The following is a 24,413-nucleotide window of genomic DNA, read 5'->3' as shown; positions in this document are numbered from 1 at the left end:
AGGCTTCTCTCTCCGCTTAGAAGACTTTACCGTACCCTATGCTAGCATTGATGACCATTTGTAGCAATAACTGAATTGCAGGCCGCCATTTATCGCTTGCTTCCCTTCCTCACTTCCTCGACGATCGCCTTAACCCCCTCGTCAATTTGTTCCGGCTGCGTCTGAGAAATGCTGATCCGCAAAAACTTCTCACGCTCCAAATAATCCGACAAATAAAACCCTTTGCCGGACACGACGCTGATGTTCCTCTCCGCAAGCCGCTTTATCAGGCGCTCCAAATTTACCGTCGATTTCAGCTTAAATTGCGTAAAGATGCCCGAACTGACGCCGGGCACTTCGATCAACCCGGCTTCGTTGTACCGTTCCACCGACTCATGCAAGGCCCGCATTCGCGATGCGTACAGGCTGCCTATTTTTTGCTTGTGCCGCTCGTACATGCCGTTTTTGATGTACACTTCGAGTGCTGCCTGGGACAATAGCGAAGTGTCGGGGTATCCTTTGTAGACGTGGAACGTCTTGAGCAGCCGTTCCGGCAATACGATGGCGCCAAGCCTCAAACCCGGGAAAATGATTTTTGAGAAGCTTTTTAAATAAATGACATGCGAGCTCAGATCGTAAGCGTAAATCGGGTCGAACTGCCGCTCTGCGCCCAAATCGGCCATATAATCGTCTTCCACGACATATACGTCGTATTTGCCGGCCAACTTGGCAATTGCCTTCCTCTCTTCCGCGCTAAACGAGGTGCCAAGCGGATTATGGTATCTCGACATCGTGTAAAAAAATTTGATTTCGCCGCTTCTGAACTTCTGCTCCAATTCCCGCAAATCAATACCCGCCGCCGTACGAGCGATGCCGTGCACCGCTATACCTTCCGCCTCCAAAAACCGCAAATAAAGATCGTAACTTGGCTGTTCGACCAACACCGCGGCTTTTCCGTTCGGAAACGGCATTTTCGCCATAATTTCCAGCGCCTGCTGTGCGCCCGAAGTGACGATGATCTGCTCCGCTTTGGCAAACACTTGGTCGCCGGCCAAATGGGAAACGAGCGTTTGGCGCAGGGAATCCAGCCCTTTCGGATCGCCATAGGTAAACAAGTCGTACTTGTATATATCGATCGCTTTGTTTAGACAATGTTGAAAATCCAAATACGGAAACACGTCTAAATCCGGCAATACCGTAGCAAAATCAATCCGTTTGCCATCCCTGTTGTCACGCCAATCTCCAGGCTTCACGACGACGTAAAAGCCGCTTTGCGGGACCGAATAAATGGCGTGGCGCTTTTCCAGTTCCGCGTATGCCCGCGTAATCGTGCTGATGCTGCATCCGTACGAGTCCGCGGCAATGCGGACGGAAGGCAGCTTTTGACCGGGCAGGTATTGCCCCTCCCTGATCTTATTTTCCATATCGGATAAAATCGAAAAATATTTTTTCACGCCGCTTCCCCCAATCCGTTACTGCTACTCATTATACGTTATGCCAACTAGTTGTATCGATACAGTTCCGGGATTCGGTTCAGCTTAACATTGCTATGGCCAAATGAGTAAAGGCGTCCTGCTGGACGCCCTTTTCTTTTCAAATAGCCTTTCGATCTAGAAGCAGCTTAGCTCCGAGAATCATCCACACGAGAGAAAACGGCACTTTCACCGATCCCAAAATGACATCCCATACCGAGACACCCCATACCGAGGTACTATCGTAAAGCAGACTAATCAAGAAAAATTCAGTACAAAATGCGGCTAGCTGGAAGACTCCGATGAGTACGAACGAAATCCTGTAGAACTTGCTATGCAGTCGCATAGATAATCCTAAAATGACCATACCCAACGAAAAGAGAAGCCACGACAACCAAAAAATCAAAAAGCCGATCGTAACAACCGTGGCTTCCACATCACGAATTGGACTCACGATATGGTACTGCAGGATTTGAGATACGAGTTCGAGGCAAAGACATACGAAAGCGATGCGGTAGCCTGTGATCGCCCATTTGTTCTCCTTCACTGTCATTTTCCAGAACGCCGACAAGCCGATGATGAATAACACGCTATAAACAATGTTCAATTGGCTAAATTGCAGATTGCCAAGCCCCAGCCAATAGGCTTGCCGATTTATCGCCGTGCTGCCGTGCGTGATTGCCCACGCCGCACCTAGAAAAGCAAAGGCAATTCCTCCTAAGATACTAGATCCTCCTGAAATGAATTGCAGCCTTATTCCTCTCATACACCCTCTCCCCTCTATTTTCGGTTCAACTCGTTTCTGATCACTCGCAATTTTTCATTCATTTGATCCAGCAAAGGGTTGGCCGGCGGCAAATCACCGTCCTCGAACGCTTTAACAAAAATTTCATTATGCTCATTCAAGATCAGGTCTCTTGGAAGCTCTATGCTGCTGAATCCGCTCCATTCTTGCGCCATCGCCCAATGAAGTCTGTCCGAATAACGAAGCAGATCTTTATCGAAGATCGAATCAACGGACACCCACTTCCCCTCGATAAGGATGACGGAGAAAAAATGGCTTACAGGCTGACCCGAGAAAATATCCAGCACTTCATCAGTGAGATATGGCTTCAGCACATCCGATTGTATCGTACAAAGCTTAATCCCTGCTTGAATGCCTTTTTTTCTGCAAAGGCCCGTAATGAGGTTCGTTTTATGGTAGCAGTGACCTTTCTTCTTCATAACGGTATCGCCAATCGTATCTCCGAAATCGCAAAACTCGAATTCGATCACGTCTCTGGCAAACCGATAGACATTTTTCAAAAACGTTGCATCGGTACTGTCGGTATTCAGTTCATGAAATAGTTCATTAATCGCCGGATGGTCGTAATCGATAATTGTCGAGCTCGACAAGTAATTCATTGACATACACCCTTTCGGTTGGGAAAGTCTGTTAATAAGGCGGCGATGCCGATTCCGATCCAGGCTAAGCCTTGCGGAATGGACAATAAAACCGCGCTTGAACGAAAAATTGCGCCATTATCGGATATTTCCGCTAGAAATCCGCCCGCCAGAAACGATGGAATGGTAAGCAGGCCAGCGAGTAACGGGGCATAGAACATGAATCCACCCATGCCTATGCGTTTGCATCCGAAAGAAATCGATAACATACCGATCGACAGCAACGGCAAGGACAGCAAATATAATAACCACGAGCTCATCCCTAAGGGCGATTGATAGTCCGTACGCATGTCGATGAAGAATTGGGGGAGTTCGCTTAAGATCCTTATTGCAAGCGCAGCCGATGCAACCCTATACCCGATCGCCGATAGCCGCGTGATCCGATCTCCGATACGTAACCTAAAAGCCAGCAGCGCTGCCCAGAGCAGCGCGGGAATCACGGCTGCGATTCGCCCCCATTCCTGTTCATTCAACCCTAGCAACTGCCCCATATTATTCACCGTTGTCGTTCCGTGGGTGTTGGCATAAACAAAGGCTGTAGCCACGATTCCTATTCCGCCAACCATGCCGGCATAGCTTAGCGCTCGAATCCGTTGGAACATCCCACATTCATCCTTTCAGTTGTTTGATATTGATTTTAGCAACAAAACGATTGGCTGAAGTCTATCCCAGGTTATATACTCCGGTTATATCTTTGTATCCGTCTAACAAGGTGAAACGGCTGTCGCCGTCCTTTGGCGGTGCAGCGCGTTTCATTCCGAGAAATATAAGCACAGTATAGTGAAAACTTATACTTTCTTATATTTTAAAAAATGAAAACCCCTGAACGAGTGCGTTCAAGGGTTTTTACCTATTTGTGAATCCATCCCGTTCATTTCGGGGAAACCGCCTTGTCCGCCCGGACCTCCGGCGCCACCCGGACCGCCGCGGTCGCCTCCTCCCCCCTGAGAGCCTAGCGATTGCAGATTTACAGAGGATGAGTCGATTAGTGCGCTTGAATCCCCTTCCTGACTTTCCGTCGTTGAAGGTATTGTCCCGTTAAGCTGCCCTTGAATGCTCTCTGCGCGAAGCGCTCCCAGCTCCTTCAGCTCCACGATCCCCGCTTCAAATTCCTCGTAGCCGTAAAAGGCCGTGGGGTCGTTTTTCACATATTCGGAAATCGTCAAGCTTAACTTATCAACCGTCTGCTCGAATTGGCCGTCGGCAAAATAACCGTCAACGATCTCTTGTAGAAACCCGTGATACATTTCAAGATATTCGGGTACTTCAAGCAATTTGGCGAGCAACGGGCGTTCTTCCATGCTCACGCCTGAAACCGGGGTGTCGATCGGAAAGTTTACGACATCCGATGCGCTGCCCGACTGGAAGCCCCCGAACGCAAGATTGTAATCCCAAGGAAGAATACTGATCTGCCCCTCGTTTTCATACAGGTAGTAGTTATGCCCCATATTTGACACATAACTATCGAGATTGACCACCACCGTATGAGCGGCGAAATACCTTAGCACCGCGTCCACATCGACATAGGTTTCAAGCTCTTTGCCTTCGCCAAGGTTTTTCAAAGCTTCAATTACGCGCTGCTGATCGGCTTCATCCGTTTTGGTTGCCGCGTTGTCGAAGATAGCAGAATAACTGCCGATCTCATCGTCGGTATATTGAAGGGAGACGCCGTTATTAGCCATGCCTCTCATCCCGCCGCCATTCGGTCGGCCGGGCATCGTTAGAGCAGGATTCTGTGTTGCATCGGTCTCGTTCGGAGCAACGCCCTGTCCTGTATTCGCACCGTCAGGCAACCGTCCTCCGCCCATGCCGCCTGCGCCCATAGCGGCTTCGGGCTTATACAGCTCGCCCTCATCGTTATACACACGTTCAAGATAACCGCTGTCTAGATCCTCAACTGCCAGATAAAAGCCCCATGTCTTGCCGTTAAGCGAGATGTCCGCGAAAGCAAATAGTGGCGCATCCACTCCGATATAAGACATTATGTCATACGATAAATATTCTTTTAGGCTGGTTGCATCGGAAAAATTGCTGTTAAGCACGATTTTGTCAAGACCAAGCCAAGTTTGCCCCTCCACATATTCATCAAACTTAATTTTGAAGCTGTATCGGTCTGTCGTCTCGTCTCGCACAATCGAGGAGAGACTGGAGTTCCCTTTCGGACGAATGCCGACATTGCGGATCGTCGTACCATTAATCGTAATGTCTGCCGAAATATATTCTTCTGCTGCCGCGTTGTCCAGCATAGCCTGCCATTCGGCTTCGCCTACCGTAATCTCGAATGACATAACTTTTATTTTGTCCATCTCACTCACATACTCAAGCGTTGTAACCTGTGTTTCTTCACTCGGCGCAGGATCTGACTCCATCGTCGACTCACAACCGGTCAATAGGGTTGCAACCGCTAAAGTTAACCCTAAGATTATAGCGAATTGTGTTTTTCTAAACATCGTCCTCATCGCCTTCTTTCTTCTTTTCCGGGGCATCTATCCCTCCTTATCTTAGGTTCTAATCCTTTAGTGAATCTTAAAAAAAGGCTATGTTAAATCTCAATGTTGATTTTCAGCCAAAAATATAACCGCCCCGTAAAGAGCGGTTTATTAAGCTATCGTTCACCGTTAGCGGAACGTGTCTTTTATACAATTTTCATTTCAATTTTACGAATGCCTACGGCTTTTTTGGGTTCATCGCCATAATAGAGCCATTCTCCTTTATTAATCTGAACAACTTTGAGCTCAGCATGTTCTTTTCGAAATAATGTCGCATTGTAGAAATCCTTCATCGGCAGTATACTATGTTCTCCACCTTTTTCAAATTGCCCCCATAACGCGAATGTCCCATCTTCCAATTCAACAATATATCTTTCAACATACTCCATAAATAGCGACCCACCTTATACTATCCTTTTTCGTGTATATACGATAATGCCACAAGTTGGAATTATCCTCCCGTAAACTCAACAGTAAGCCATTCGTCGAAGTCTGGCGTTCGTATCCTTCACAGAAAACAGGCATGAGGAGACCAACATGTTTTTCTTATTCGACGTTGTATTCTCATATTCCTTGCTGTCAAGATAGCGGAACCACGCCAGGTAATGCTCCAAATACTTGGTTGCTACTCCGTTGAAGCGGTCCATCCATTTCTTCAGACGGCTATGGTAGCTATTGACGTTCTGGATATGGTAAACGCCTTTAACGCGCTGTTTCCCATCGGACTTGAAACGGTAATGTGCCAAACCCTTTTGATTGGCATAGGAACTGAACGCACGCCAGGAATCCGTACAAAGCACATTGGAGTTCGACAGGGAGAACCAATTGCTTCATCCAGTTTCGTAGTACGGATACGCCCACGTCCAAGAACGCCCGAAAAGGTCATTTTCTGACGGTCTCTGGCGACCAGTACGCAGATTTGCTCGTTGCTGATACCACGGTGCTTCACTTTTCCGCCGCGCTTACGCGGCCTACGTTCGGTATGATCACCCTTATTATAGAACAAATGTTCGTTAACTTCAAATATCAACAATGAAGGTTAACATAGCCTAAAAAAAAGAAAAAAGGCGGCGATTCGCGAATCGCCGCCTCCGTACTTCTCTCTAGTTTTCGTTAAATTCGTCTTTAAATCTTTTCAATTTATTTTGAGCTCGTCGATACATCAAATAATCAAATAGATTCGCTATACAGATAATGCCAAGCACGATCAATAAGAGGGGCGCGAATTCTCCTTTGCTCACCATTTTAGAGCTTGTGATCATGATCAAGGATGCCATAATAATCGTAGTCACGACTAGCGCGATCAAGTTGTTCATAAAGAAGTACATTCGAGCGTTGGCCATACGAATCGGGAGAATGGAGGTCAGCCATTCCGTAATCAAACCGACCAGGAAGCCAATGCTTCCGCTGGCTAATACCGTCAAAACTTTATATTCGAATAACACATCCGAATTGTCGTAAACCTGCAAGATCACGCCTATGAAGAGACCAAGAAAAAAGGACTTGATAATATTAGCGAAATGAATATTCTCCATGAGGGTACTCCTATATGTTGAGTGTGTTCCTAAGCTTTTTCGAAAACATCTTCGATACTTCCAATTCAGCGTGATTATCCATTCTAAGCACGTATCTGGAGTTAAACCAAGGGACGATTTCTTTTACATGCAGCAAATTAACGAGCTGCGATTTATTGATCCGTACGAAACCTTTGGCTGCCCATATGTTCTCATAATAGTGCAGCGTTTCTTTGATACTGTAAGGTTTGGATTTTGTATGCGCCATAAGGCCATCGGGACCCGCTTCCAGGTATAACACATCCCTTGGTTCAATAACCGCGAATTTATTATCGCTAAAACCTGTAAGAGTATTCAAAAAGTGAATGTCTTCTCGAACGCCGGACACCAAAAGCTTGATGACGTCCATGTAATCGATGGCTTCGAATACAATGCAAAAACTTTCCGCTCGGGATGTCGTAGCCTTGTTCGACGAGCACCAAATCACTGTCTTGCTTAATCTCGATTTGGTATTTGGAACATTCTTGTTTCAACTTCTCGTACACTTTATTCGAACACAATAATTGAACCATCATGTGTCTCCTAGTCAATGACTCCCACTTAACTATTGTTTGAAGTGGAGCTTGTAACTACCAGGGTCGTGGTAACGTCTCTGCAACTCCGATCTCTTTGCGTTCAGAAGAACGTGGTGTTACATCCACGATAAGCATACGCCTATCGATGGGCAGATTGACAGCTGCCCTGCAAGCCTAGTCATGCTACGCCTGCACCTTGAAGAAGGTACTGTTTTCCCTTCAGACAGAGATTCATAGCGCCTATGCGGTCATCATTGCTTGCATATCCGCAGTCCCGGCATTGGAAACGATGCTTCCCTTTATCCCGATTTTCTTTTGCGATGTGGCCGCATACCGGACACGCTTGCGAGGTATGCCTCGGATCAACTGCAATCGCGATCGATCCCACAAGCTGCGCTTTGTACTCCACCATTTTGCGAAGCTGGTGGAACGCCCACGATACCGTCACATATCGATCCTTTAACCTGGTCTTTTCCGTTGCACGACGAATACCTGTCAAATCTTCCAGCACGAACAGCGTATTCGCCCCGTACCGGCGGGCGAGTGCCTTACTGACCTGATGATTCACATCCGTCATCCAGCGGGTTTCTCGCTCTCCGATTTGTTTTAGCCTGCGGCGTGACGAGGCTGTTTGTTTGCGCTGAAGCTCGGAACGCAATCGTTTGTAGTTCGCTCGTTTTCGTTTCAGCGCCCTGCCTCGATAGAAGACGGTCTTGCCATCGGAGCCGTATGCCGTGGCAATAAAGTTGATGCCTAGATCGATCCCAGCAACTTGTTCGATGTCCTGCAGCCCAGGGACTGCTATTTCCTTAGATACAGGAATATGCAGAAACCATTTGCGTTTTTTCCAGACAAGCTTTGCTGTGCCGAATGTCCAAGAGCCGTCGAAATAAGCTTCCATTCCTTTGGATTCGAAGGGGACTTTGATGCGGCCCTGAAGTGTATTCACGGAGAACAGCTGCGAGTTCAGCGAATAATCCCTATTCCAGACAAGATCATATTCCGGCTTCTTAAACTGCACGCGCGTCCAATCGTGGCCGCTGCTCCGAATCGTCTTGTATCTGGCAATGACGGTTTTCATCACCGACTGAGCCATTTGGGAGCGCAGACCAATCGTGCCGCGAAGGGTTTGATAGGTCATTCGGTGCAAAGCAGGCTGCTTTAATTCGCTCGAGTCGAACACACAGTCAGAGACCAGATTGCAGCCTCGCCGATAAGCGATCATGGTTTGATGCAGCGCCTCAATTTGACTATCCGTCGGCTTAATCTTGATTTTTGCCGTGACGGTTACGATCATATGTTCGCCTCCTCTCTATACTTATGATAGCATATATTGGAGGTCAAGAACATATGAAAAATCATTCAGGCTAGCGCCTGACGTACATTCCTCCCCCACTTGAAGCGGGAGTATCCTGTGCGATTTTGATGACAACTTATGGATGAGTTATTCAACTTTCATTCTATCATAAATCATTCTTATTTTTACTAATTCTTCTATCCCTTTTTCCGCAAAACCAAGCGATCCAAAATTGGCAATAAAAAAGGTATCCTTAGCTTTATCGTATAAGACATAGGTTCCCGTGGCTCCGACGCCGCCATAAACATCCGTCATTGAGCCTAACAGAAACGACAACTCGCTGAAGTCGAATCGCATCATGCCCATGCCGTAATAGATCCCTTTGTCATAGCGGTGACTAAAGTCCGTCATCTGTCCATAAACCTCATCCGACAGGAATGCCCCATTTTCCAAAGCCCTCATGAACGCCAGCAGATCATCCATCGTGGTAACAACGCCGCCGCCTGCCCAGTCAACCGACAATGCGTTTCGGTCGCTTAAGTCGATGCCATTCAAATAAATCCCAAGGATGTCAGCCGGTTTTTCCTGGTAAAACATAAGGTAACTATTCTTCATGCCCAGGGGCTCGAATATTCGTTCTTCCAAAATATCCGAATACGATTTCCCCTCGATCGCCTCTAGGATCAGACCAAGCAAAACATAGCCCGTATCGGAATAATAAAATTGTTGTCCCGGCGTTCCAACAGGATCCTGGTGATCTCTAGCGAACGCAATCAACTCCTCCGGGGTAAACGAAAGATCCGGATTCGCTGTGATCATCTCCAGTAAAGGTTTCCCGCTTCTAACCGGCCCTTCGAAATAATCGCCAACGCCCGATGTATGACTCAGTAAGTGTTTGAGCGTGACCTTGTCGCTATAATCCGTGCCGTTTACCACGAATAATCCCTTAAGGATGTCATCCTCCAGCCAAGAATCGATTTTATTGTCAAAGCTGATTTTACCTTCGTCAACTAATAGGCCATAGATAACGGCATTCATGGTTTTGCCGATGCTGGCCGCATGATAGGGACTATCGGTTCGAACTGGTTGGTCGGAGGAGCGATTGGTCGTCCCTACTGCAAATTGTTCAAAGTAACCTGTTTCGCCAGAGTAAATCGTCAATAGCGCGCTGGATAACGAATCGTTTTTTTCCAGTACGTTTGTTAAGCGTTGTTCGATTTTCTCAGTAACGGCCTCTTTCGATATCGGCCTATTCATATAGGCTAATACACCAAATCCGATTCCAGCTACGAGGATAAAGCCAAGCACGATTCTAATTACTAATTTCATAGGGACCACCTTTCGCTTCATGTACTTTTCATACATTAATCTAATCGGTGGTTGGAAATTTTGAAACGCTTCTAAACTAAGCGGTCTAAATTCAAGGTTAAGTGGACTTTTTTGCGGGGCTAACGATGTTTCTGTGATTTCAGCCAATCGGCCATATGAGTAAAAAAATGTGCTGAATCGTCTATTACCCGTTAAATCTATTACTCATACTCTATTGAATAAAGAATAGAGAAAGGAGGTTGAATGAATATGATCGGTCGTGCCTATGTTGCGAATGCCGGCATCACCAACAATGTCTCTGTGATTGATACCCAGACGAACACGAATATCTCTAATATACCGGTAGGAAACTCTCCACGGCAAATCGCGATTACGCCGGATGAAAAACTGGCCTATGTTGCGAATTTCAGTTCCACTACTGTATCGGTAATCGATATCCAAACCAACACGAAGATTACAGATATAGTGACAGGCAGCACCCCCAAACACATCGCGATCACGCCGGATGGAAAACGGGCCTACGTCGCAAATCTAGGGCCCTCCACAGTATCGGTGATCGATATTCTGACCAATACGAAGATCTCGGATATAACGGTAGGGACGAGTCCGTTCCATATCGCGATCACGCCGGACGGGAAACGAGCCTATGTCGCAAATGTAGGGTCCACCACTGTATCGGTGATCGATATCCAGACGAACACGAAGATCATTGATATAACTGTTGGATCGAATCCCGCCCATATCGCGATCACGCCAGAAGGGAAACGGGCTTATGTCATCAATAACGGCTCCGCCAATGTCTCGGTGATTGATATCCAGAACAACACGAAGATAACAGATATAACGGTAGGAAACACTCCCATCTATGCCGCGATCACTCCGGACGGCAAACGGGCCTACGTAGCGAATTTTTTGACCACCTTCGTATCGGTGATTGATATTCAAACCAATACGAAGATAACGGATATTACCGTTGGAAATAATCCTCTCCATATCGCGATTACGTCAGACGGGAAACGGGCCTATGTTGTTAATCGAGGTGCCGGTTCCAATAGCGTCTCCGTGATTGATATATTGACCAACACCAATATTAAAACGATTGGGGTTGGAGTTACCCCTTTCCACGTAGCGATCGAGCCGGACGGTAAACGGGCCTATGTAGCGGATGATGGTTCCGCCAGCGTTACGGTGATCGATATCCAGACCAATACAAATATTCAAACGATAGCGGTTGGGAACAACCCGCAACATATCGCAACCCGCTTTCAAAAAAATGGTGAACTATAAAAGGAGGAAGTAAACATGTCTGACCCTATCCATGATTTATATTCTATATCGGGTGATATTGCCCAACTCTGCAACCAAACGGAAGTCGTTTATTTTCATGCAAAAAAGCCAGTCACCATGGTTGTCAACGTCTTCAATGCAAGTTCATCATGTATTATTACAGCCCGTTTAAAAGATTCAAATGGAAATGTTCTAGTTAGCGAAACGATTAATCATCGTGTAAGTGCTCCCGATCCCGCTCTGCCTGGTCAAACTGTCGTTATTAATCAGCAAAAATCACTCGCCTCTACGGGTGTAACCTTTTTGACGATTAGCTGCGAGTGCGACCCCACTATTGTGGCTTGTAATATGACCACTTTATGCAGCGGCCGATATACCGGAGAAGTCACAGTCCTTACGAAGGACAAGGATTAGCAGCCTCCTAATAGCCAGCTTTAGCGGCGGTGGTGTCGTTCAACTGCGTTATGCGATTGACCGATAAACCCGGTACGAAGACCCTTTTTCTAAGGGTCTCTTTATTTTCAGGAAGGCTTCTTTCATCGAATCTGATCCGCAGAAGGATCCGTCGCGAATCGGATAGCGCCCTCTGTCAGCACGGCCAGCACGCGGTCGGTCATCTCCGTCACACTTATTTCCTCGTAACTTTTGCTCCACTGCACTGCGGCCCCGAAGATCGACCAACTCGTCATGAGCGCCATCGTATCGACAGAGACTTGTCTGTCGGATCGATCCACCCGAAGCTGTGCAAGCCATTGCCGCAGCAGATTGGCGAGCTCGTCGCGGATCGAATGCTCGAACAGTGGATTGACGGTGTCGATCGGGCTGCATCGGCCATATAGCGATCGGATATGCTCAAGCACTGTTCTGACCAGAATGCGTATATGATCCGGGTGCCAGCCGGAATCCGGTGGAAGCTCCCGCTCCAGCAGGTGGCGGAACTTGTCGCGGATGGACTGCTCCAGCAGCGCAAATTTATCCGGAAAGTGCGCATAGAACGTCCCCCTATGCACATCCGCCCGATCGGCGATATCTTGGACCGTCATTGCAGTAAATCCCTTCTCTCGCATCAGTTCGGCAAATGCCTGCTTTAAAAGCCGCTGCGAACGGTTACGCCTTCTATCCTTGTCGTTCCTGCCGTTTTCCATCGCTTCCACCAGCTCCTTATTCAGGTTTGAACCCGCCGCGCTCTAGCCACCCGACAAAAAGACCTATTTGTCGTATAACCGACGCAGAAGTAATACTGTCCGTTGTTCCCAATCACTGTTTTTTCTACTATTTTAATAAACGGTGGCTGTTCATTCAACAGAAACAGAGGAGGAGACATAGCGATGGAACTGGCAAGTACGATGAAAGCGATTCGTTACTATAATCACGGAGGGCCGGACGTGCTTCGCTTAGAAGAGGTACCTGTACCGAATACCGGCGAAGGCGAGGTGCTCGTCAGCGTTCATGGTGTCGGTGTAAATCCGGGCGATTGGCAGATCCGATCGGGCTTTGCCGGCGACCGGTTCGAGCTTCCTTATATCCCCGGTTGGGATGTATCGGGAGTTGTCGTCAGCGTGGATGACAATGTGACCGGTTTTCGCCCTGGTGACATGGTCTTCGGGATGACCGCCAACAGCGGTGGCTGTGCGGAATATGTCGCCGTTCCAGCCAGGCATTTAGTACTGATGCCCGGCTCGATCGATTTCGTAGAGGCGGCGGCTTTACCCCAGTCCGGATTCACAGCTTGGCATGCGCTGTTCGTGCAAGGCAAACTGGAGGCGGGCCAGACCGTGCTGATTAATGGCGCCGCCGGAGGTGTTGGTCATCTTGCCCTGCAGTTGGCCCGATGGAAGGGGGCCAACGTCATTGGAACTGCTTCCGCCCGAAACGAGCCCTTCCTGCGCGAGTTGGGTGTCGACAAGTTTGTAGACTACGCGGCAGCCTTGCCAACGGGAATCACACAGAGCGTAGACGTAGTACTCGATACGGTCGGTGGCGATAATGGGGACTGGCTGCTGGACACTCTAAAGCCGGGAGGTCGGCTTATACCGATCGCATGGGGGCGATACTCGTCCGAAAAAGCAGCGAAAGCGTCTATTTCGGTTCAGGAGGTTCAGTATCCTCCGATTGCTGCCGCTTATTTAGAAAAATTTGCCCGACTGGTTGACACCGGGCTGATCAAAGTGGCAATCGATTCCGTATTCCCTTTGGAGGAAACGGCCAAGGCTCATGAGAAAAGCGAAAGCCGTCGGGTGCGTGGCAAAATCGTCATCCGCGTGCGATAAAAAACTTGCCGTTACTTGTGGTACGGTTCAGCCTATCACTCTAAATTCCGAAAACGAAAAGGCACCCATCCATTGGGTGCCTCGCTGTTACAATATGACTTACGCGGTCATCGATTCCATCTGCGCGCGCGGAGAGTTGAACATGCGAATCCATTTGCGGACCGCCGTGACCAAGATAACGACGCCCAGCGTCAGCATGATGATCGACAACACCCCGTTCAGCACGTTATAGCCGGCCGCGGACGAATTGAGGTAAACGTTCTTCACCATCCAGAACCCCGCATAGTTGACCGTCACGAACAGGTAGGCAAGCGGGATGAGGCAAGTGAGCATATAGCGGCGCTTGTCGGCGATATGCAGAATGACGGTTGCGCCAATAATGAGTCCGATCGAGGCCATCAGCTGGTTGGATACGCCGAACAGCGCCCATACCGAGCCGATATCGCCCGAGAACAACAGGTAGCCCCACATGAAGCAGGCGAGCGCGCTGGCGAATATCGTGCCCGGAACCCAATCGACCTTCTTAAGCGGCTTGTAAAACTCCCCAAAGAAGTCTTGAATCAGATAGCGGGAGACGCGCGTGCCGGCGTCGATAGCCGTCAGAATGAACACCGCTTCGAACATAATGACGAACTGGAAGAAGTAAGGCGCCAGGTTCTCGAACCACGGAATTTTCGTGAAAATATACGTCATGCCGACGGCAAGCGTAACCGCTCCGCCCGTACGGCCTTCCAGATCCAGCCCGATCGCTTCATTAAGCGCCGGCAAGTTGACCACGGTCATTCCGAGCTTCTCGAACACTTCCGGCTTGGAGTTGATCGCGAAGTAATCGGCCGGCTGCAGCGCGGTCGCGGCGATCAAGGCCATGATGCCAACGACACATTCGACCAGCATCGCGCCGAATCCGACCGTTTTAATATCCGTCCAGCGATTCAGCATCTTCGGAGTCGTGCCGGATCCGATGAAAGCGTGGAAGCCGGAAATCGCGCCACACGCGATCGTAATCGAGATGAACGGCCATACGGGACCCGCCAGAATCGGACCTCCGCCGCCCACGAACTCGGTCAGAGCCGGGAATTGGATCGCCGGGTTAATGATGAATACGCCGATAATAAGCGCAATGAAGACCCCGATTTTCATAAAGCTGCTCAAGTAATCGCGAGGGGCAAGCAGCAGCCAGACCGGCAGCGCCGCCGCAAAGAAAGCGTAGATCGGCAGAATGATAGCAAGCGTCTTCGTATCGAATGTCAGCCAATCGCCGATGACCGTGCCTTGAATCGAAGGACCGGCAAAGACGCCGATCATGAGCAAGATGAACCCGATCGTCGAAGCCAGCTTCAAGTTGCCCGTCTTCTTGTAGAAGAGTCCGACGCCCATTGCGATTGGGATCGTAATGGCGACGGCGAACGTCCCCCACGGGTTATTCTCGAGCGCATGCAGGACAACCATGGACAAGCCCGCCATCGTAATCGTGATGATGAAGAGCATGGCCAGACCCGTGCAGAAGCCGGCGACCGGGCCGAGTTCTTCCTTGGCGACCTCGGACAACGACTTGCCGTTCCTGCGCATCGAAGCGAACAGGACGACGGCATCGTGCACCGCTCCGCCGATGACCGCACCGATAAGAAGCCACAGCAAGCCGGGCAGATAACCGAACTGCGCGGCCAGAATCGGACCGACCAGCGGACCCGCTGCTGCAATGGCGGCGAAGTGATGGCCGAACGAAACCCATTTATTCGTTGGTACATAGTCTTTCCCATCGTTCATCGTATGAGCCGGCGTCGGCTTCGCATCATTTAGCTTCAACACCCTGGCCGCAAAAAACGTGCCATACAGGCGATAGGCAATCATCAGAATACAGATGGAGCCGATGACGATTGAAATCGCATTCATTTTATAACCCCCTATACCTTTATAGACGAATCATACTAAATGAAACGATCCGCATGGCGTTTTCACGATAGAGCGCAGAGGTTTGAGGTTGAAATGCAAAAACCTAAAGATGAGTCGTAAGCGGTTTCAATGTCAAAGAGAGCGTTTACAGTCCGAGCAGCTGCTTAAGCTCCTTCATGTAAGTTCGGCTGACCGGCACCTTCGATCCGTTCTTCATAATCAGAGTGAACGTCGAATGGAACCACGGCTGAATTTCCACGATCGCGTCGACGTTCACGAGATAGGCACGATGGACGCGCACGATCAAGCCGCCCTGCAGCTTATGCTCGAACACGACAAGCGGCTCGCCCACTTTGTAGGTCTGAGCATCCGTGACGAGCAGCGTCTTCCCTTCCTCCGAGGCGATATACAGGATTTGGCTTATATTCACGAGAATAATTCGCTCCTCGACGGTAACCGCCAGCTTGCCCGTCCTCTCCGGAGCGGCGGATGGCCTGAATGCGGCCATGGCTTGATCGCCGCCTCTGGTTTCTTGAAGCTTGGCGATCTTGTCCACCGTCTGCTGGATGCGGACTTCATCGTAGGGCTTCAAAATATAATCGATGGCGTTCAGCTCGAACGCTTTGAGCGCATATTCATCATAGGCGGTCGCGAAGACGATCTCCGGCCTGCGATCCAGCCCCTGCAGCTGTCGCGCCAGCTCCAAGCCTGTCTCCTCGACGAGCTGAATATCGAGAAACACAACGTCGGGCGTCGATTGCCGGATATGCCGGAGCGCCTCATCGATCGATTCGGCTTCCCCGACGACCTCCACCCGTTTCGTGCGATGAAGAATGTATGTCAGTTCGTCCCTTGCCAGCGGTTCATCATCCACGATAAACGCCTTCAGCATTCTGTTCCCCCCATTAATGATGGCTTATCGGCACCGTAATGATCACTTTCGTGCCTTCATTCCGATCGCTTTCAATCCGAAAGCTCGCCTCTCCCTCATAGATTTCCTCGATTCGTTTCTTGATATTATGCAAAGCCGTCCCGGTTCCCGTCTTCGATTGCACCGTTTGTCTCCCAAGGGTGTCGAGCAAGTCTGCCGGAATCCCGCTGCCGTTATCCTCTGTGATGAGTAGCATCCGGTCCTTCTCTTTGCGGCCCCGGATCGTCACCTGTCCGCCGCGATTTCCTTTCGACTTCCCGAATGCGTGCCGCACCGCGTTCTCCACGAGCGGCTGCAGTGTGAAAGGCGGGATGAGCACCTGCTCCAGCGACGGCTCGATGTCCAGATGAACCGTGTATCTGCCGGGAAATCGGGCCTTCTCCAGCATCAGATACGCCTCGACATGCTCCAGCTCCTTGCGGAGCGGAATGAGCATCTGCCGCGCTCCCTGCAGATTGCTGCGGAAGAAGACGCCTAGCTGCAGCAGCAGCTTCCTCGCCTGCTCCGGGTCCGTTCGGCAGAGGGCGGATATCGTATTAATCGCATTGAACAGGAAATGCGGATGGACTTGCGCCTGAAGCGCTTTAATCTCCGCGTCCCTCAGCAGCTTGCTCTGCAGCTCGGCTTCGGCCAATTCCAGCTGCGTCGAAAACAGATTGCCCAGCCCTTCCGCCAATTCCTGCTCGACCCTGTCCATCTGATGCGGATTCGTAAAATAAAGCTTCAAGGTGCCGACGATCTGCCGGTGCACCTTCAGCGGCAGTACGATCGCGGCCTGCAGCGGACAGCCGTGGCGATCGCATTGAATTTCTTCGCGCGACTTCGCCTTGAGCAGCCGCCCTTGATCGAGCACGTTGCGCGTTAATTGCGTTGACAGGCTCTGCATCTGAATATGGTGGTCGGAGCCGACGCCGACATGCGCCAATACTTGATGGCGGTTCGTAATCGAGATCGCGTCCGCATGCGTCCACTTGAGAATAATCGCTGCGGCCTCCCGGCAGGAATGCGCGTTAAGCCCTTGGCGGAAATACGGCAGCGTCTGATCCGCGATATACAGCACATTATGCGTTTGCAGCGCGCGCGTCCGCTCCTCTTCCTGCATGATCGATTGCACGATCAGCATGAAGAGCAGCGTGCCGAACCCGTTGATGACGATCATCGGAACGCTGATGACGCGGACAAGCTCCAACGCGGCTTCGAACGGCTTTGCGGCGAGCAGAATAATCCCCATCTGGGCACATTCCATAACAATCCCGATCGCTACCGCCCGCCACGGCGTAATTTGGCCTCTCTTGCGGAGATAGGCCCCGAGCAGACCGGTCGCAATGCCGGCCAATATCGTGGAGACGCCGCACGCGTACGCCGTAAATCCGCCTAGCGATACCCGGTGCAAGCCGGCAATGAGCCCGGTTCCGAATCCGACGAGCGGACCGCCAAGCAACCCGCCAAGCGCGACCCCCAGCACGCGCGTATTGGCCAGTGCGCTGTCATAATCGACATCCGCCTGCCATTCCGGCGATGTAATGACGCCCTGGTTGATCTCGATCCCGGTATAGTTGCTGATGATCCCGAAGATCCCGAAGATCGCGATCAGCGACAGCTTTTCCTTCAGCCGATGCTCATGATGAATGATTTGACGAAAGGATCTCATTCTGGAAAGCAGAAAGACGACAATAAGCAGGATGCCGACCCGCTCCAGCATGAGCGGCAATAAATGAATCATTCGCTTCACCTTCTTGTTTGGCTTTGGGACAGGAAGCTCCATTTTCCGCTTTACTATCATTGGCGTTGAAGTTTCACTTTATCATCTATACGCCGAAATCGAAAGCGAAAGGCACCCGGGTAGGGTGCCTTCAATTCTACATATTTATAAAAGCCATAGAAAGTACTCGACATTCTGCACCATCACTTTCATTTTGCCGATGTAAAAAAACTCCCCAAATGGGGAGATAGGGGCAAATGATCCTTCCCATTACAATGACATCATAATGGACACAGGGAGGATGCCATAGGCTATATCTTCCCTCGCGATTGTAAATCCGCACCAACTCCCGTATCCTTATTCTTGTTGTATACAGAAACGGAGACTAGACCCGCCATGAAATCATCGAACTTAACTCGACCTTTCTATTTCCTATGGACCACCCAGACGGCGGCCAACGCCGCGGATGTGCTCTACATAATGGCACTTACGGTATTGGTGCTAGACCAGACCCAATCGCTGGTCTCGGCGGCGCTCATGCCGTTTATGCGCAGCGGTGCCCAGATGCTGAGCGGCCTGATCGCGCCGTTGCTGATCAATCGCTTCAAGCTGCCCGCTCTGCTGCTCTTGTCGCAGACGGGTCAGCTTCTTCTGTTCGCATGCCTAGCCGTATACTTGCAGCTTAGCGGGAGCGATTTTTCGCTTGTTCTTGTTTTTACGCTCGTGTTCGCCATGTCGTTCCTTGACGGGTGGACAGTTCCCGCCCGCAACGCGCTCGTGCCGCGGCTTGTGGCGCATGAACAAGGTTTGCTCAAGGCCAACGGTCTCCTCAGCGTTAGCGACCAGGTCGTGCAGTTTGCCGGCTGGGGGCTTAGCGGCGTGATCGTTGCTTTGCTGGGTGCCAGCCCCACGCTAATGCTGACGGCCGTCATCTATGGACTGGCGGCAACTTTTACGTTAGGCGTCAAGGAGCCGGCGGATGCCGAGACGTTGCAGCAACGGCATCAAGTCGTTTCGACTGAACCAAACACAGCCGCTTCTTCGTCCAGATGGCACACGCTGACCGAAGGCTGGAAGCAGATCTGGCGGATGCCACGTCTGCGGCTGCTCACCTTAATGGACATCATCGATATGTTAGGCGGATCGGTCTGGGTCGGCGCCTTCACGCTCGCCTTCGTTCAGGTCGCGCTTGGGCAAGGCGAAGAGTGGTGGGGCTTCATTAACGCGGCGTATTTCGCGGGGACGGTTGGCGGCGGGCTGCTGGTGCTTGCGCTGGCGCGAGCCATTGGCAACCGCTTCTTGACGGCCATGTTAATCGGCATGGCGGGGTATGGTATCCTGACGAGCTTCTACGCGCTCAACAGCCAGCCTTTCATCGCGCTTATTCTCGTATTGCTAATGGGTCCGTTCGCGGAGCTGTCGATCATTAACCGGCGCACGTTGATTCAGCGCAGCGTGGACAAGCTTATGCTGCCCAAAGTGTTGTCCGCCCAAGCCACCTTGCTGCATCTGGTATTCTGCATTTCGCTGCTCGTGATGGCCTGGCTTGCCGAACGGTTCGGCATCGTGAACTTGTACCTGTCTGCAGCAGGCCTTACCCTGCTGGCATTCGTGGTTGGCCTTCTCGGCCTCCGATCCTTCCGTACAACAGCTCCAAGCGAGGCGAACGATTAATCTTTCGATTCAGAAATCATTATTGCGGATGATCTTCAGCATGCCTGCGAGTGACATTGATACTATCTTGTATTTCCCAACCCTCACCAAATACCTGAACGACAAAATGATCGTGTATGGTCTCGTCCTTATCATATCTCCAAACACAATTCCAATTATCTTTATAGCCTGATTCTTCGCAAACGAGTTTTCGGTTCTTCCACTGTTGTGTTCCTGTTGGAACTCTCCACACTTTTATTTTCTTTGCATGAGCGGTTTCGACATGAATGAACATTTCTCCGCTACCCTCCGGGATATAAGTCCAGTTCCCCTCGGGGGCAGGAATTGTTTCTATTTTCAGAAATGGATGCGCTTGTGCATTTGAAACACACAAGCAAGACAGAATGAGCAAGTAAAGTATCTTTCCAAACATACAGTTTCACCCCTTAAAGGTAATATGCCCGAATCAAGGTCTACAAAAATTTTGTCTAAATATTTTTTTGCGTCAGGGTTATAACTCGACAGAAGTTGTATTGCAAACTTGCTATAATCTAGTTAACTCTTAATACTAAGTTGGGGGTGTAACAAAATGAAAGCCATTTTGCTCTTCATTTGGAATCTTATAAAGGCAATCAAAAGTGATACTGCAAAACATACCGATAAAAGTAAACCAGAATGTCTCGGCATTGTCTATTCGTTTGAAGCTTACTTGATACAGAAGCAATCGATATCCGTCTTGCCGGATATAAAAAAGAATAGTGAGACGCAGCAGCCGTCCGTCCCGATACAGAAAAGCCCTCCCCGCAACCCGCGTACCGAATGGCAGATTTGGTGCGAAAACAATAGAATGCTATTTCAGAGCTCTGCTTGAAAAGCTATGTTCAGCTAGTAAAAAAGCACCGACCTGAAAGGTTGATGCTCTGCTTTGGTCTACTCCTTGGCTATTGTACGTGAATACAATACATAGATTATGCTCTCGTTGTGCAATAACGTCACAGCGTTTTTCGCATACATTTGTACCGGATTCCGTTTGCACTTTTGCTTAATTTAATGTTCTCCAACAAAACGATAATAACAGGCAGGCTGCCGATCTCTCGGCGCCTGCCTTTTTTCTGATCAATTGCATGGAAGAGACCCTTTTTAAAAATGCTGCGCCCCGGCGTTTCTTCCCTGACACACTGTTGTCAACAAAGGGGGGTTATGATGATCTCAGATGATTGTTAACCCATCCATTCAGGTACAAGAAAGGAAAGTGAGCGTATGAAAAACAAACTAGCAGCAATCGTTGGAGGACTGTTGCTTGCCATTCTGATGGCGTCCATGGACAACACGATCGTTTCGACGGCAATCGGCACGATCGTCGGAGAGATGGGGGGACTCGACAAATTCGTTTGGGTCACCACGGCGTATATGGTCGCGGAGATGGCATGTATGCCGATCTTCGGCAAGTTGTCCGATATGTATGGGCGCAAACGTTTTTTCATCTTTGGAATCATCGTGTTCATGATCGGTTCCGCGTTGTGCGGAATGGCGCAATCCATCGTAGAGTTAAGCATTTATCGGGCGGTGCAAGGGGTCGGCGCCGGAGCGATGGTATCCATTGCGTTCACGATTTTGTTCGATGTCGTGTCCCCTAAGGATCGCGGGAAGATGATGGGAGCATTCGGAGCGGTGTTCGGTTTGTCGAGCGTCGTCGGTCCGCTGCTCGGCGGGTATATCACCGATCACATCAGCTGGTCGTGGATCTTCTACATCAATCTGCCCCTGGGCTTCATTGCCTTGCTGATGATTGCCTTGTTCTACAAGGAATCGGCAGAGCATTCGCGGCAAAAAATCGATTGGGCGGGTTCTATTCTTCTCGTCGGGGCCATTGTCTGCTTTATTCTCGGACTTGAGTTAGGCGGCAAAACGTATGCCTGGGATTCCCCGCAAATTATCGGGTTGTTCGCCGGTTTCGCGGTTCTTGCTTTCTTGCTTGTCCTGGTTGAGAGAAAAGCCGCTGAACCGATTATCTCCTTCGGCTTGTTCCGCAGCAGACTGTACACGACAAGCAATCTGGTCGCTATGCTCAGTGGCGCGGCATACATGACGGCGGCGATATTTATTCCGATCTACGTGCAGGGCGTAATTGGCGGTTCCGCCTCCAATTCGGGGTTAACCTTGTTGCCGATGATGGTGGGTTCGGTTGTCACCGCAACGCTTGGCGGATTTCTGATGACGAAGCTGCAATACCGGACCATCATGATCGGGACGCTGGCAATGCTGCTGGTAGGGCTTGCTCTCCTCTCGCAAATTACGGTAGAATCTTCTCGACTTTCCATTACGGGAATTATGATTCTAATCGGTCTTGGAATCGGCGCTTCCTTCTCGGTCCTTAGCACGGCCGTGATGGATTCGTTTCCACCGGCGCAGCGCGGGGCGGCAAGCTCGACCTTGAATTTTAATCGCTCGCTCGGCATGGCGCTTGGCATTACCATTTTCGGGATTATTCAAAGCCATAGCCTGCTCTCGAAACTCACCGAATCGCTTGGCAAAGGCGACGTAGCGGTCCCGGCCGACTTGAACTTAAGCGATCCCCATTCGCTGTTGAATCCGGCGTTTCGTCAATCTGTCGATCCTCAGCTTCTTGATACGATTACCGCCGGGCTGTCGAGCTCCATTGGAGCAACCTTTGCCTGGAGCCTCATACCCGCTGTTTTAGCGCTGATTGCGGCATTCATGATGACGAAGGGTAAGATGAATCCGGTTACCGATGGCGATGAACTCGCAACCGCGCACTAATTCATAGATCGGCGAGCTGCAGCATGCCGACTTAGGAGAGATGACAATGAAGCTTGAACGGCTAATGGCCATTACGATTCTGCTGCTTAATCGGAAGAGGGTACAGGCGCAGGAATTGGCGGATCGACTTGAAGTGTCTTTGCGCACGGTATATCGCGACCTCGATACGCTCGGTCAAGCTGGCATTCCCATCGTCTCCTATACGGGCATGGAGGGCGGTTACGAGATTATGGACAGCTTCCGGCTGGACCGGCAATTGTTGTCCTTCGACGAACTGACCGCCCTCTCAACCGCGCTCCGCGGTCTTGAGACGACGAAAGCTTATGATCGATCAAATATGGATCTTCTGCTTAGCAAGGTAGGCGCGATGGTGGCGCAAGCGGAGCAGGGCCGGGCTGGAGAAGGCAATCGCATTCATATTGATTTTACCCCTTGGAAGAATAGCGAAGAGGATCGAAGCCGGTACGATTCGCTTCGCCAAGCGGTGAATGATCGGAAGCTCATTCGATTCACGTACACGAGCAGAAAAGGGGAAGAGCAAGAACGCGAGGTCGAGCCGATGGCGCTCGTGCTCAAAACCTATTCATGGTACCTTCACGGCTATTGCCGATTGCGCGGCGATTACCGAATCTTCAAGCTGTCGCGAATTAGGGAGTTAAGCATACAATCAGACACCTTCATTCGTCGAACGGAATCGCTAGCGGAGCTAAATGATCGGTGGAAAAAACCCGAGACGAATGAAGCAAATGAGGCGATTCATGTTGCCCTGTTGTTTGAGGCATCCGTAGCCGTTTCCGTGATGGACCGCTTCGATGAACGGGATATTGAACGGTTAGCGGATGGAAAACTCATTGTGCGAACAACCTACACGAGCGAGAATTGGCTGATCGGTACGGTGCTTTATTATCGTACAGATGTCATCGTGCTGAAGCCTGCTTCGATTGCCGCGAAGGTGAGGCAGGTTGCACTAGAAATTGCGGAGCAATATTCAGCATCCGATCAGGTCTAAGTTGCGAGAAGGAGGGGGGAATAACATGTCCTTACATGGAAAAGTAACGATTGTTACCGGCGGCGCTCGGGGAATAGGGAGAGCGACGTGCATTCAGCTTGCTAGACAGGGAGCGAAGGTTGTCGTCAACGACTTCGAGAGTGATGTGGCTGCCGAATCCATCGTGGCCGAAATTATCGCGGATGGCGGAGAAGCGATTTCGATTCAAGCGGATGTCCGCAGCGCAGAGCAAGTCGGCAAACTCGTAGAAACCGTAAAGAACACATTCGGACGTGTCGATGTTCTTGTATGTACTGCCAACATGGGCGTTCATGCTACAACCTTTGCCGAGCTCCCATGGGAACAATTCGAACGGCAGTTGACGGATGAATTGAAGGCGGCGTTCATACCGACAAAGGCTGTCATCCCCACGATGATGGCACAGCAATTCGGCCGAATCGTCTATCTATCCAGCACGGAAGGCAGAGATCCTAGCCCGCAATATATCGCATTCGGCACGGGGAAGGGCGGACTCGATACCTTCGCCCGATATATTGCACAAGAATTCGGACCCTATGGCGTCTCGGCGAATGTCGTTGCACCCGGCTTCGTTAGATCCGATGATCCCCTTATGATTTCGGAGGAGGAGGGCCGGGTTGTTGGCAGCTTCACACCGCTCAGACGTATCGCCGAGCCGGAAGATGTGGCGGGTGTCATTTCTTTCCTCGCTGGCGATGACGCTCGATTCCTAACAGGAACCTACACGCCTGTAACCGGCGGGCTTATTATGGAGTAAGCGTGAAAGGCATG

23 protein-coding genes and 1 pseudogene are annotated in these 24,413 nt (G+C 50.3%); 8 read left to right on the top strand and 16 right to left on the bottom strand.

The genetic code is table 11. From position 1 onward, the window contains the following. Positions 1–89 precede the first annotated feature (89 nt). The 11 genes and pseudogenes from RB620_RS21500 to RB620_RS21450 form a co-directional block, all read right to left on the bottom strand. A complete protein-coding gene (locus tag RB620_RS21500) occupies positions 90–1,433 on the bottom strand; it encodes an aminotransferase-like domain-containing protein (RefSeq protein WP_308097911.1) in 1,344 nt (447 codons plus the stop codon). A 139-nt stretch (positions 1,434–1,572) separates the two neighbouring features. After that, positions 1,573–2,217 (bottom strand): hypothetical protein, encoded by a 645-nt coding sequence (locus RB620_RS21495; protein WP_308097909.1) that lies wholly within the window; start codon positions 2,215–2,217, stop codon positions 1,573–1,575. A 14-nt stretch (positions 2,218–2,231) separates the two neighbouring features. After that, complete coding sequence (locus RB620_RS21490) at positions 2,232–2,855, bottom strand: transglutaminase domain-containing protein (RefSeq protein WP_308097907.1); 624 nt, start codon at positions 2,853–2,855, stop codon at positions 2,232–2,234. Then, a complete protein-coding gene (locus tag RB620_RS21485; RefSeq protein WP_308097905.1) occupies positions 2,852–3,496 on the bottom strand; it encodes a hypothetical protein in 645 nt (214 codons plus the stop codon). Before RB620_RS21485 ends, RB620_RS21490 begins: the two co-directional genes overlap by 4 nt. A gap of 234 nt (positions 3,497–3,730) precedes the next feature. Continuing rightward, entirely contained in the window at positions 3,731–5,344 is a 1,614-nt protein-coding gene (locus RB620_RS21480) for a CotH kinase family protein (protein WP_308097903.1), read from the bottom strand. Positions 5,345–5,529: 185 nt separating this feature from the next. Beyond that, complete coding sequence (locus RB620_RS21475) at positions 5,530–5,772, bottom strand: hypothetical protein (RefSeq protein WP_308097901.1); 243 nt, start codon at positions 5,770–5,772, stop codon at positions 5,530–5,532. 78 nt (positions 5,773–5,850) lie between these two features. Further along, positions 5,851–6,359: pseudogene (locus tag RB620_RS21470) on the bottom strand (IS1595 family transposase); the annotation flags it as partial. A 127-nt stretch (positions 6,360–6,486) separates the two neighbouring features. Continuing rightward, positions 6,487–6,918: a hypothetical protein gene (locus tag RB620_RS21465; RefSeq protein ID WP_308097899.1), complete on the bottom strand. Its 432-nt coding sequence runs from the start codon at positions 6,916–6,918 to the stop codon at positions 6,487–6,489. A gap of 10 nt (positions 6,919–6,928) precedes the next feature. Next, positions 6,929–7,306 carry a LytTR family DNA-binding domain-containing protein gene (locus RB620_RS21460; protein ID WP_308097897.1) on the bottom strand — a complete coding sequence of 126 codons (378 nt, stop codon included), beginning with the start codon at positions 7,304–7,306 and terminating at the stop codon, positions 6,929–6,931. Between the two features lie 344 nt (positions 7,307–7,650). Beyond that, positions 7,651–8,769: an RNA-guided endonuclease InsQ/TnpB family protein gene (locus tag RB620_RS21455; RefSeq protein ID WP_308097896.1), complete on the bottom strand. Its 1,119-nt coding sequence runs from the start codon at positions 8,767–8,769 to the stop codon at positions 7,651–7,653. 147 nt (positions 8,770–8,916) lie between these two features. Beyond that, entirely contained in the window at positions 8,917–10,098 is a 1,182-nt protein-coding gene (locus tag RB620_RS21450) for a serine hydrolase domain-containing protein (RefSeq protein ID WP_308097895.1), read from the bottom strand. 249 nt (positions 10,099–10,347) lie between these two features. Here RB620_RS21450 and RB620_RS21445 point away from each other — a divergent pair, with 249 nt between their 5' ends. After that, positions 10,348–11,385, top strand: coding sequence for a beta-propeller fold lactonase family protein (locus RB620_RS21445; RefSeq protein WP_308097893.1), 1,038 nt, complete (start codon positions 10,348–10,350; stop codon positions 11,383–11,385). Between the two features lie 15 nt (positions 11,386–11,400). Beyond that, positions 11,401–11,799 (top strand): hypothetical protein, encoded by a 399-nt coding sequence (locus tag RB620_RS21440; protein ID WP_308097891.1) that lies wholly within the window; start codon positions 11,401–11,403, stop codon positions 11,797–11,799. Positions 11,800–11,921: 122 nt separating this feature from the next. Here RB620_RS21440 and RB620_RS21435 read toward each other — a convergent pair whose 3' ends face one another. After that, a complete protein-coding gene (locus tag RB620_RS21435; protein WP_308097960.1) occupies positions 11,922–12,452 on the bottom strand; it encodes a TetR/AcrR family transcriptional regulator in 531 nt (176 codons plus the stop codon). A gap of 261 nt (positions 12,453–12,713) precedes the next feature. Between RB620_RS21435 and RB620_RS21430 the strand changes: the two genes are divergently transcribed. After that, positions 12,714–13,655, top strand: coding sequence for an NADP-dependent oxidoreductase (locus RB620_RS21430; RefSeq protein ID WP_308097889.1), 942 nt, complete (start codon positions 12,714–12,716; stop codon positions 13,653–13,655). 99 nt (positions 13,656–13,754) lie between these two features. Here RB620_RS21430 and cstA read toward each other — a convergent pair whose 3' ends face one another. The 3 genes from cstA to RB620_RS21415 form a co-directional block, all read right to left on the bottom strand. Continuing rightward, positions 13,755–15,548: a carbon starvation protein CstA gene (cstA, locus tag RB620_RS21425; RefSeq protein ID WP_308097887.1), complete on the bottom strand. Its 1,794-nt coding sequence runs from the start codon at positions 15,546–15,548 to the stop codon at positions 13,755–13,757. A gap of 145 nt (positions 15,549–15,693) precedes the next feature. Then, positions 15,694–16,440, bottom strand: a complete 747-nt coding sequence (locus RB620_RS21420) for a LytR/AlgR family response regulator transcription factor (protein WP_308097886.1) — start codon at positions 16,438–16,440, stop codon at positions 15,694–15,696. Between the two features lie 13 nt (positions 16,441–16,453). Further along, entirely contained in the window at positions 16,454–18,202 is a 1,749-nt protein-coding gene (locus RB620_RS21415; protein WP_308097883.1) for a LytS/YhcK type 5TM receptor domain-containing protein, read from the bottom strand. A gap of 375 nt (positions 18,203–18,577) precedes the next feature. Between RB620_RS21415 and RB620_RS21410 the strand changes: the two genes are divergently transcribed. Then, the gene (locus RB620_RS21410) at positions 18,578–19,855 is read left to right on the top strand and encodes an MFS transporter (protein ID WP_308097881.1); all 1,278 of its coding nucleotides are present in this window, start codon (positions 18,578–18,580) and stop codon (positions 19,853–19,855) included. 19 nt (positions 19,856–19,874) lie between these two features. On the opposite strand, the gene RB620_RS21405 is transcribed toward RB620_RS21410, so the two are convergent. Beyond that, on the bottom strand, positions 19,875–20,267 hold the full coding sequence (locus tag RB620_RS21405; protein ID WP_308097879.1) for a hypothetical protein: 393 nt from the start codon (positions 20,265–20,267) through the stop codon (positions 19,875–19,877). Between the two features lie 156 nt (positions 20,268–20,423). Between RB620_RS21405 and RB620_RS21400 the strand changes: the two genes are divergently transcribed. From RB620_RS21400 to RB620_RS21385, 4 genes are all read left to right on the top strand, one after another. Then, entirely contained in the window at positions 20,424–20,705 is a 282-nt protein-coding gene (locus tag RB620_RS21400; protein ID WP_308097877.1) for a hypothetical protein, read from the top strand. Between the two features lie 389 nt (positions 20,706–21,094). Next, a complete protein-coding gene (locus RB620_RS21395) occupies positions 21,095–22,615 on the top strand; it encodes an MDR family MFS transporter (RefSeq protein ID WP_308097875.1) in 1,521 nt (506 codons plus the stop codon). Between the two features lie 46 nt (positions 22,616–22,661). Beyond that, the gene (locus tag RB620_RS21390) at positions 22,662–23,624 is read left to right on the top strand and encodes a helix-turn-helix transcriptional regulator (protein WP_308097873.1); all 963 of its coding nucleotides are present in this window, start codon (positions 22,662–22,664) and stop codon (positions 23,622–23,624) included. A gap of 25 nt (positions 23,625–23,649) precedes the next feature. Continuing rightward, positions 23,650–24,399, top strand: coding sequence for an SDR family NAD(P)-dependent oxidoreductase (locus tag RB620_RS21385; RefSeq protein WP_308097871.1), 750 nt, complete (start codon positions 23,650–23,652; stop codon positions 24,397–24,399). Positions 24,400–24,413: the final 14 nt, after the last annotated feature.

The sequence above is a fragment of the Paenibacillus sp. LHD-117 genome, assembly GCF_030929555.1.
In the GTDB taxonomy this organism is placed as follows: Bacteria; Bacillota; Bacilli; order Paenibacillales; family Paenibacillaceae; genus Pristimantibacillus.
This window is presented reverse-complemented; position numbering and strand designations above follow the sequence as displayed.

What these genes read in the sequence shown, in the direction of transcription:
- RB620_RS21495 (WP_308097909.1), bottom strand. Translation starts at nt 2,217, where the DNA reads ATGAGAGGAATAAGGCTGCAATTCATTTCAGGAGGATCTAGTATCTTA.
- RB620_RS21490 (WP_308097907.1), bottom strand. Translation starts at nt 2,855, where the DNA reads ATGAATTACTTGTCGAGCTCGACAATTATCGATTACGACCATCCGGCG.
- RB620_RS21485 (WP_308097905.1), bottom strand. Translation starts at nt 3,496, where the DNA reads ATGTTCCAACGGATTCGAGCGCTAAGCTATGCCGGCATGGTTGGCGGA.
- RB620_RS21480 (WP_308097903.1), bottom strand. Translation starts at nt 5,344, where the DNA reads ATGTTTAGAAAAACACAATTCGCTATAATCTTAGGGTTAACTTTAGCG.
- RB620_RS21475 (WP_308097901.1), bottom strand. Translation starts at nt 5,772, where the DNA reads ATGGAGTATGTTGAAAGATATATTGTTGAATTGGAAGATGGGACATTC.
- RB620_RS21465 (WP_308097899.1), bottom strand. Translation starts at nt 6,918, where the DNA reads ATGGAGAATATTCATTTCGCTAATATTATCAAGTCCTTTTTTCTTGGT.
- RB620_RS21460 (WP_308097897.1), bottom strand. Translation starts at nt 7,306, where the DNA reads ATGGACGTCATCAAGCTTTTGGTGTCCGGCGTTCGAGAAGACATTCAC.
- RB620_RS21455 (WP_308097896.1), bottom strand. Translation starts at nt 8,769, where the DNA reads ATGATCGTAACCGTCACGGCAAAAATCAAGATTAAGCCGACGGATAGT.
- RB620_RS21450 (WP_308097895.1), bottom strand. Translation starts at nt 10,098, where the DNA reads ATGAAATTAGTAATTAGAATCGTGCTTGGCTTTATCCTCGTAGCTGGA.
- RB620_RS21445 (WP_308097893.1), top strand. Translation starts at nt 10,348, where the DNA reads ATGATCGGTCGTGCCTATGTTGCGAATGCCGGCATCACCAACAATGTC.
- RB620_RS21440 (WP_308097891.1), top strand. Translation starts at nt 11,401, where the DNA reads ATGTCTGACCCTATCCATGATTTATATTCTATATCGGGTGATATTGCC.
- RB620_RS21435 (WP_308097960.1), bottom strand. Translation starts at nt 12,452, where the DNA reads ATGCGAGAGAAGGGATTTACTGCAATGACGGTCCAAGATATCGCCGAT.
- RB620_RS21430 (WP_308097889.1), top strand. Translation starts at nt 12,714, where the DNA reads ATGGAACTGGCAAGTACGATGAAAGCGATTCGTTACTATAATCACGGA.
- cstA (WP_308097887.1), bottom strand. Translation starts at nt 15,548, where the DNA reads ATGAATGCGATTTCAATCGTCATCGGCTCCATCTGTATTCTGATGATT.
- RB620_RS21420 (WP_308097886.1), bottom strand. Translation starts at nt 16,440, where the DNA reads ATGCTGAAGGCGTTTATCGTGGATGATGAACCGCTGGCAAGGGACGAA.
- RB620_RS21415 (WP_308097883.1), bottom strand. Translation starts at nt 18,202, where the DNA reads ATGATTCATTTATTGCCGCTCATGCTGGAGCGGGTCGGCATCCTGCTT.
- RB620_RS21410 (WP_308097881.1), top strand. Translation starts at nt 18,578, where the DNA reads ATGAAATCATCGAACTTAACTCGACCTTTCTATTTCCTATGGACCACC.
- RB620_RS21405 (WP_308097879.1), bottom strand. Translation starts at nt 20,267, where the DNA reads ATGTTTGGAAAGATACTTTACTTGCTCATTCTGTCTTGCTTGTGTGTT.
- RB620_RS21400 (WP_308097877.1), top strand. Translation starts at nt 20,424, where the DNA reads ATGAAAGCCATTTTGCTCTTCATTTGGAATCTTATAAAGGCAATCAAA.
- RB620_RS21395 (WP_308097875.1), top strand. Translation starts at nt 21,095, where the DNA reads ATGAAAAACAAACTAGCAGCAATCGTTGGAGGACTGTTGCTTGCCATT.
- RB620_RS21390 (WP_308097873.1), top strand. Translation starts at nt 22,662, where the DNA reads ATGAAGCTTGAACGGCTAATGGCCATTACGATTCTGCTGCTTAATCGG.
- RB620_RS21385 (WP_308097871.1), top strand. Translation starts at nt 23,650, where the DNA reads ATGTCCTTACATGGAAAAGTAACGATTGTTACCGGCGGCGCTCGGGGA.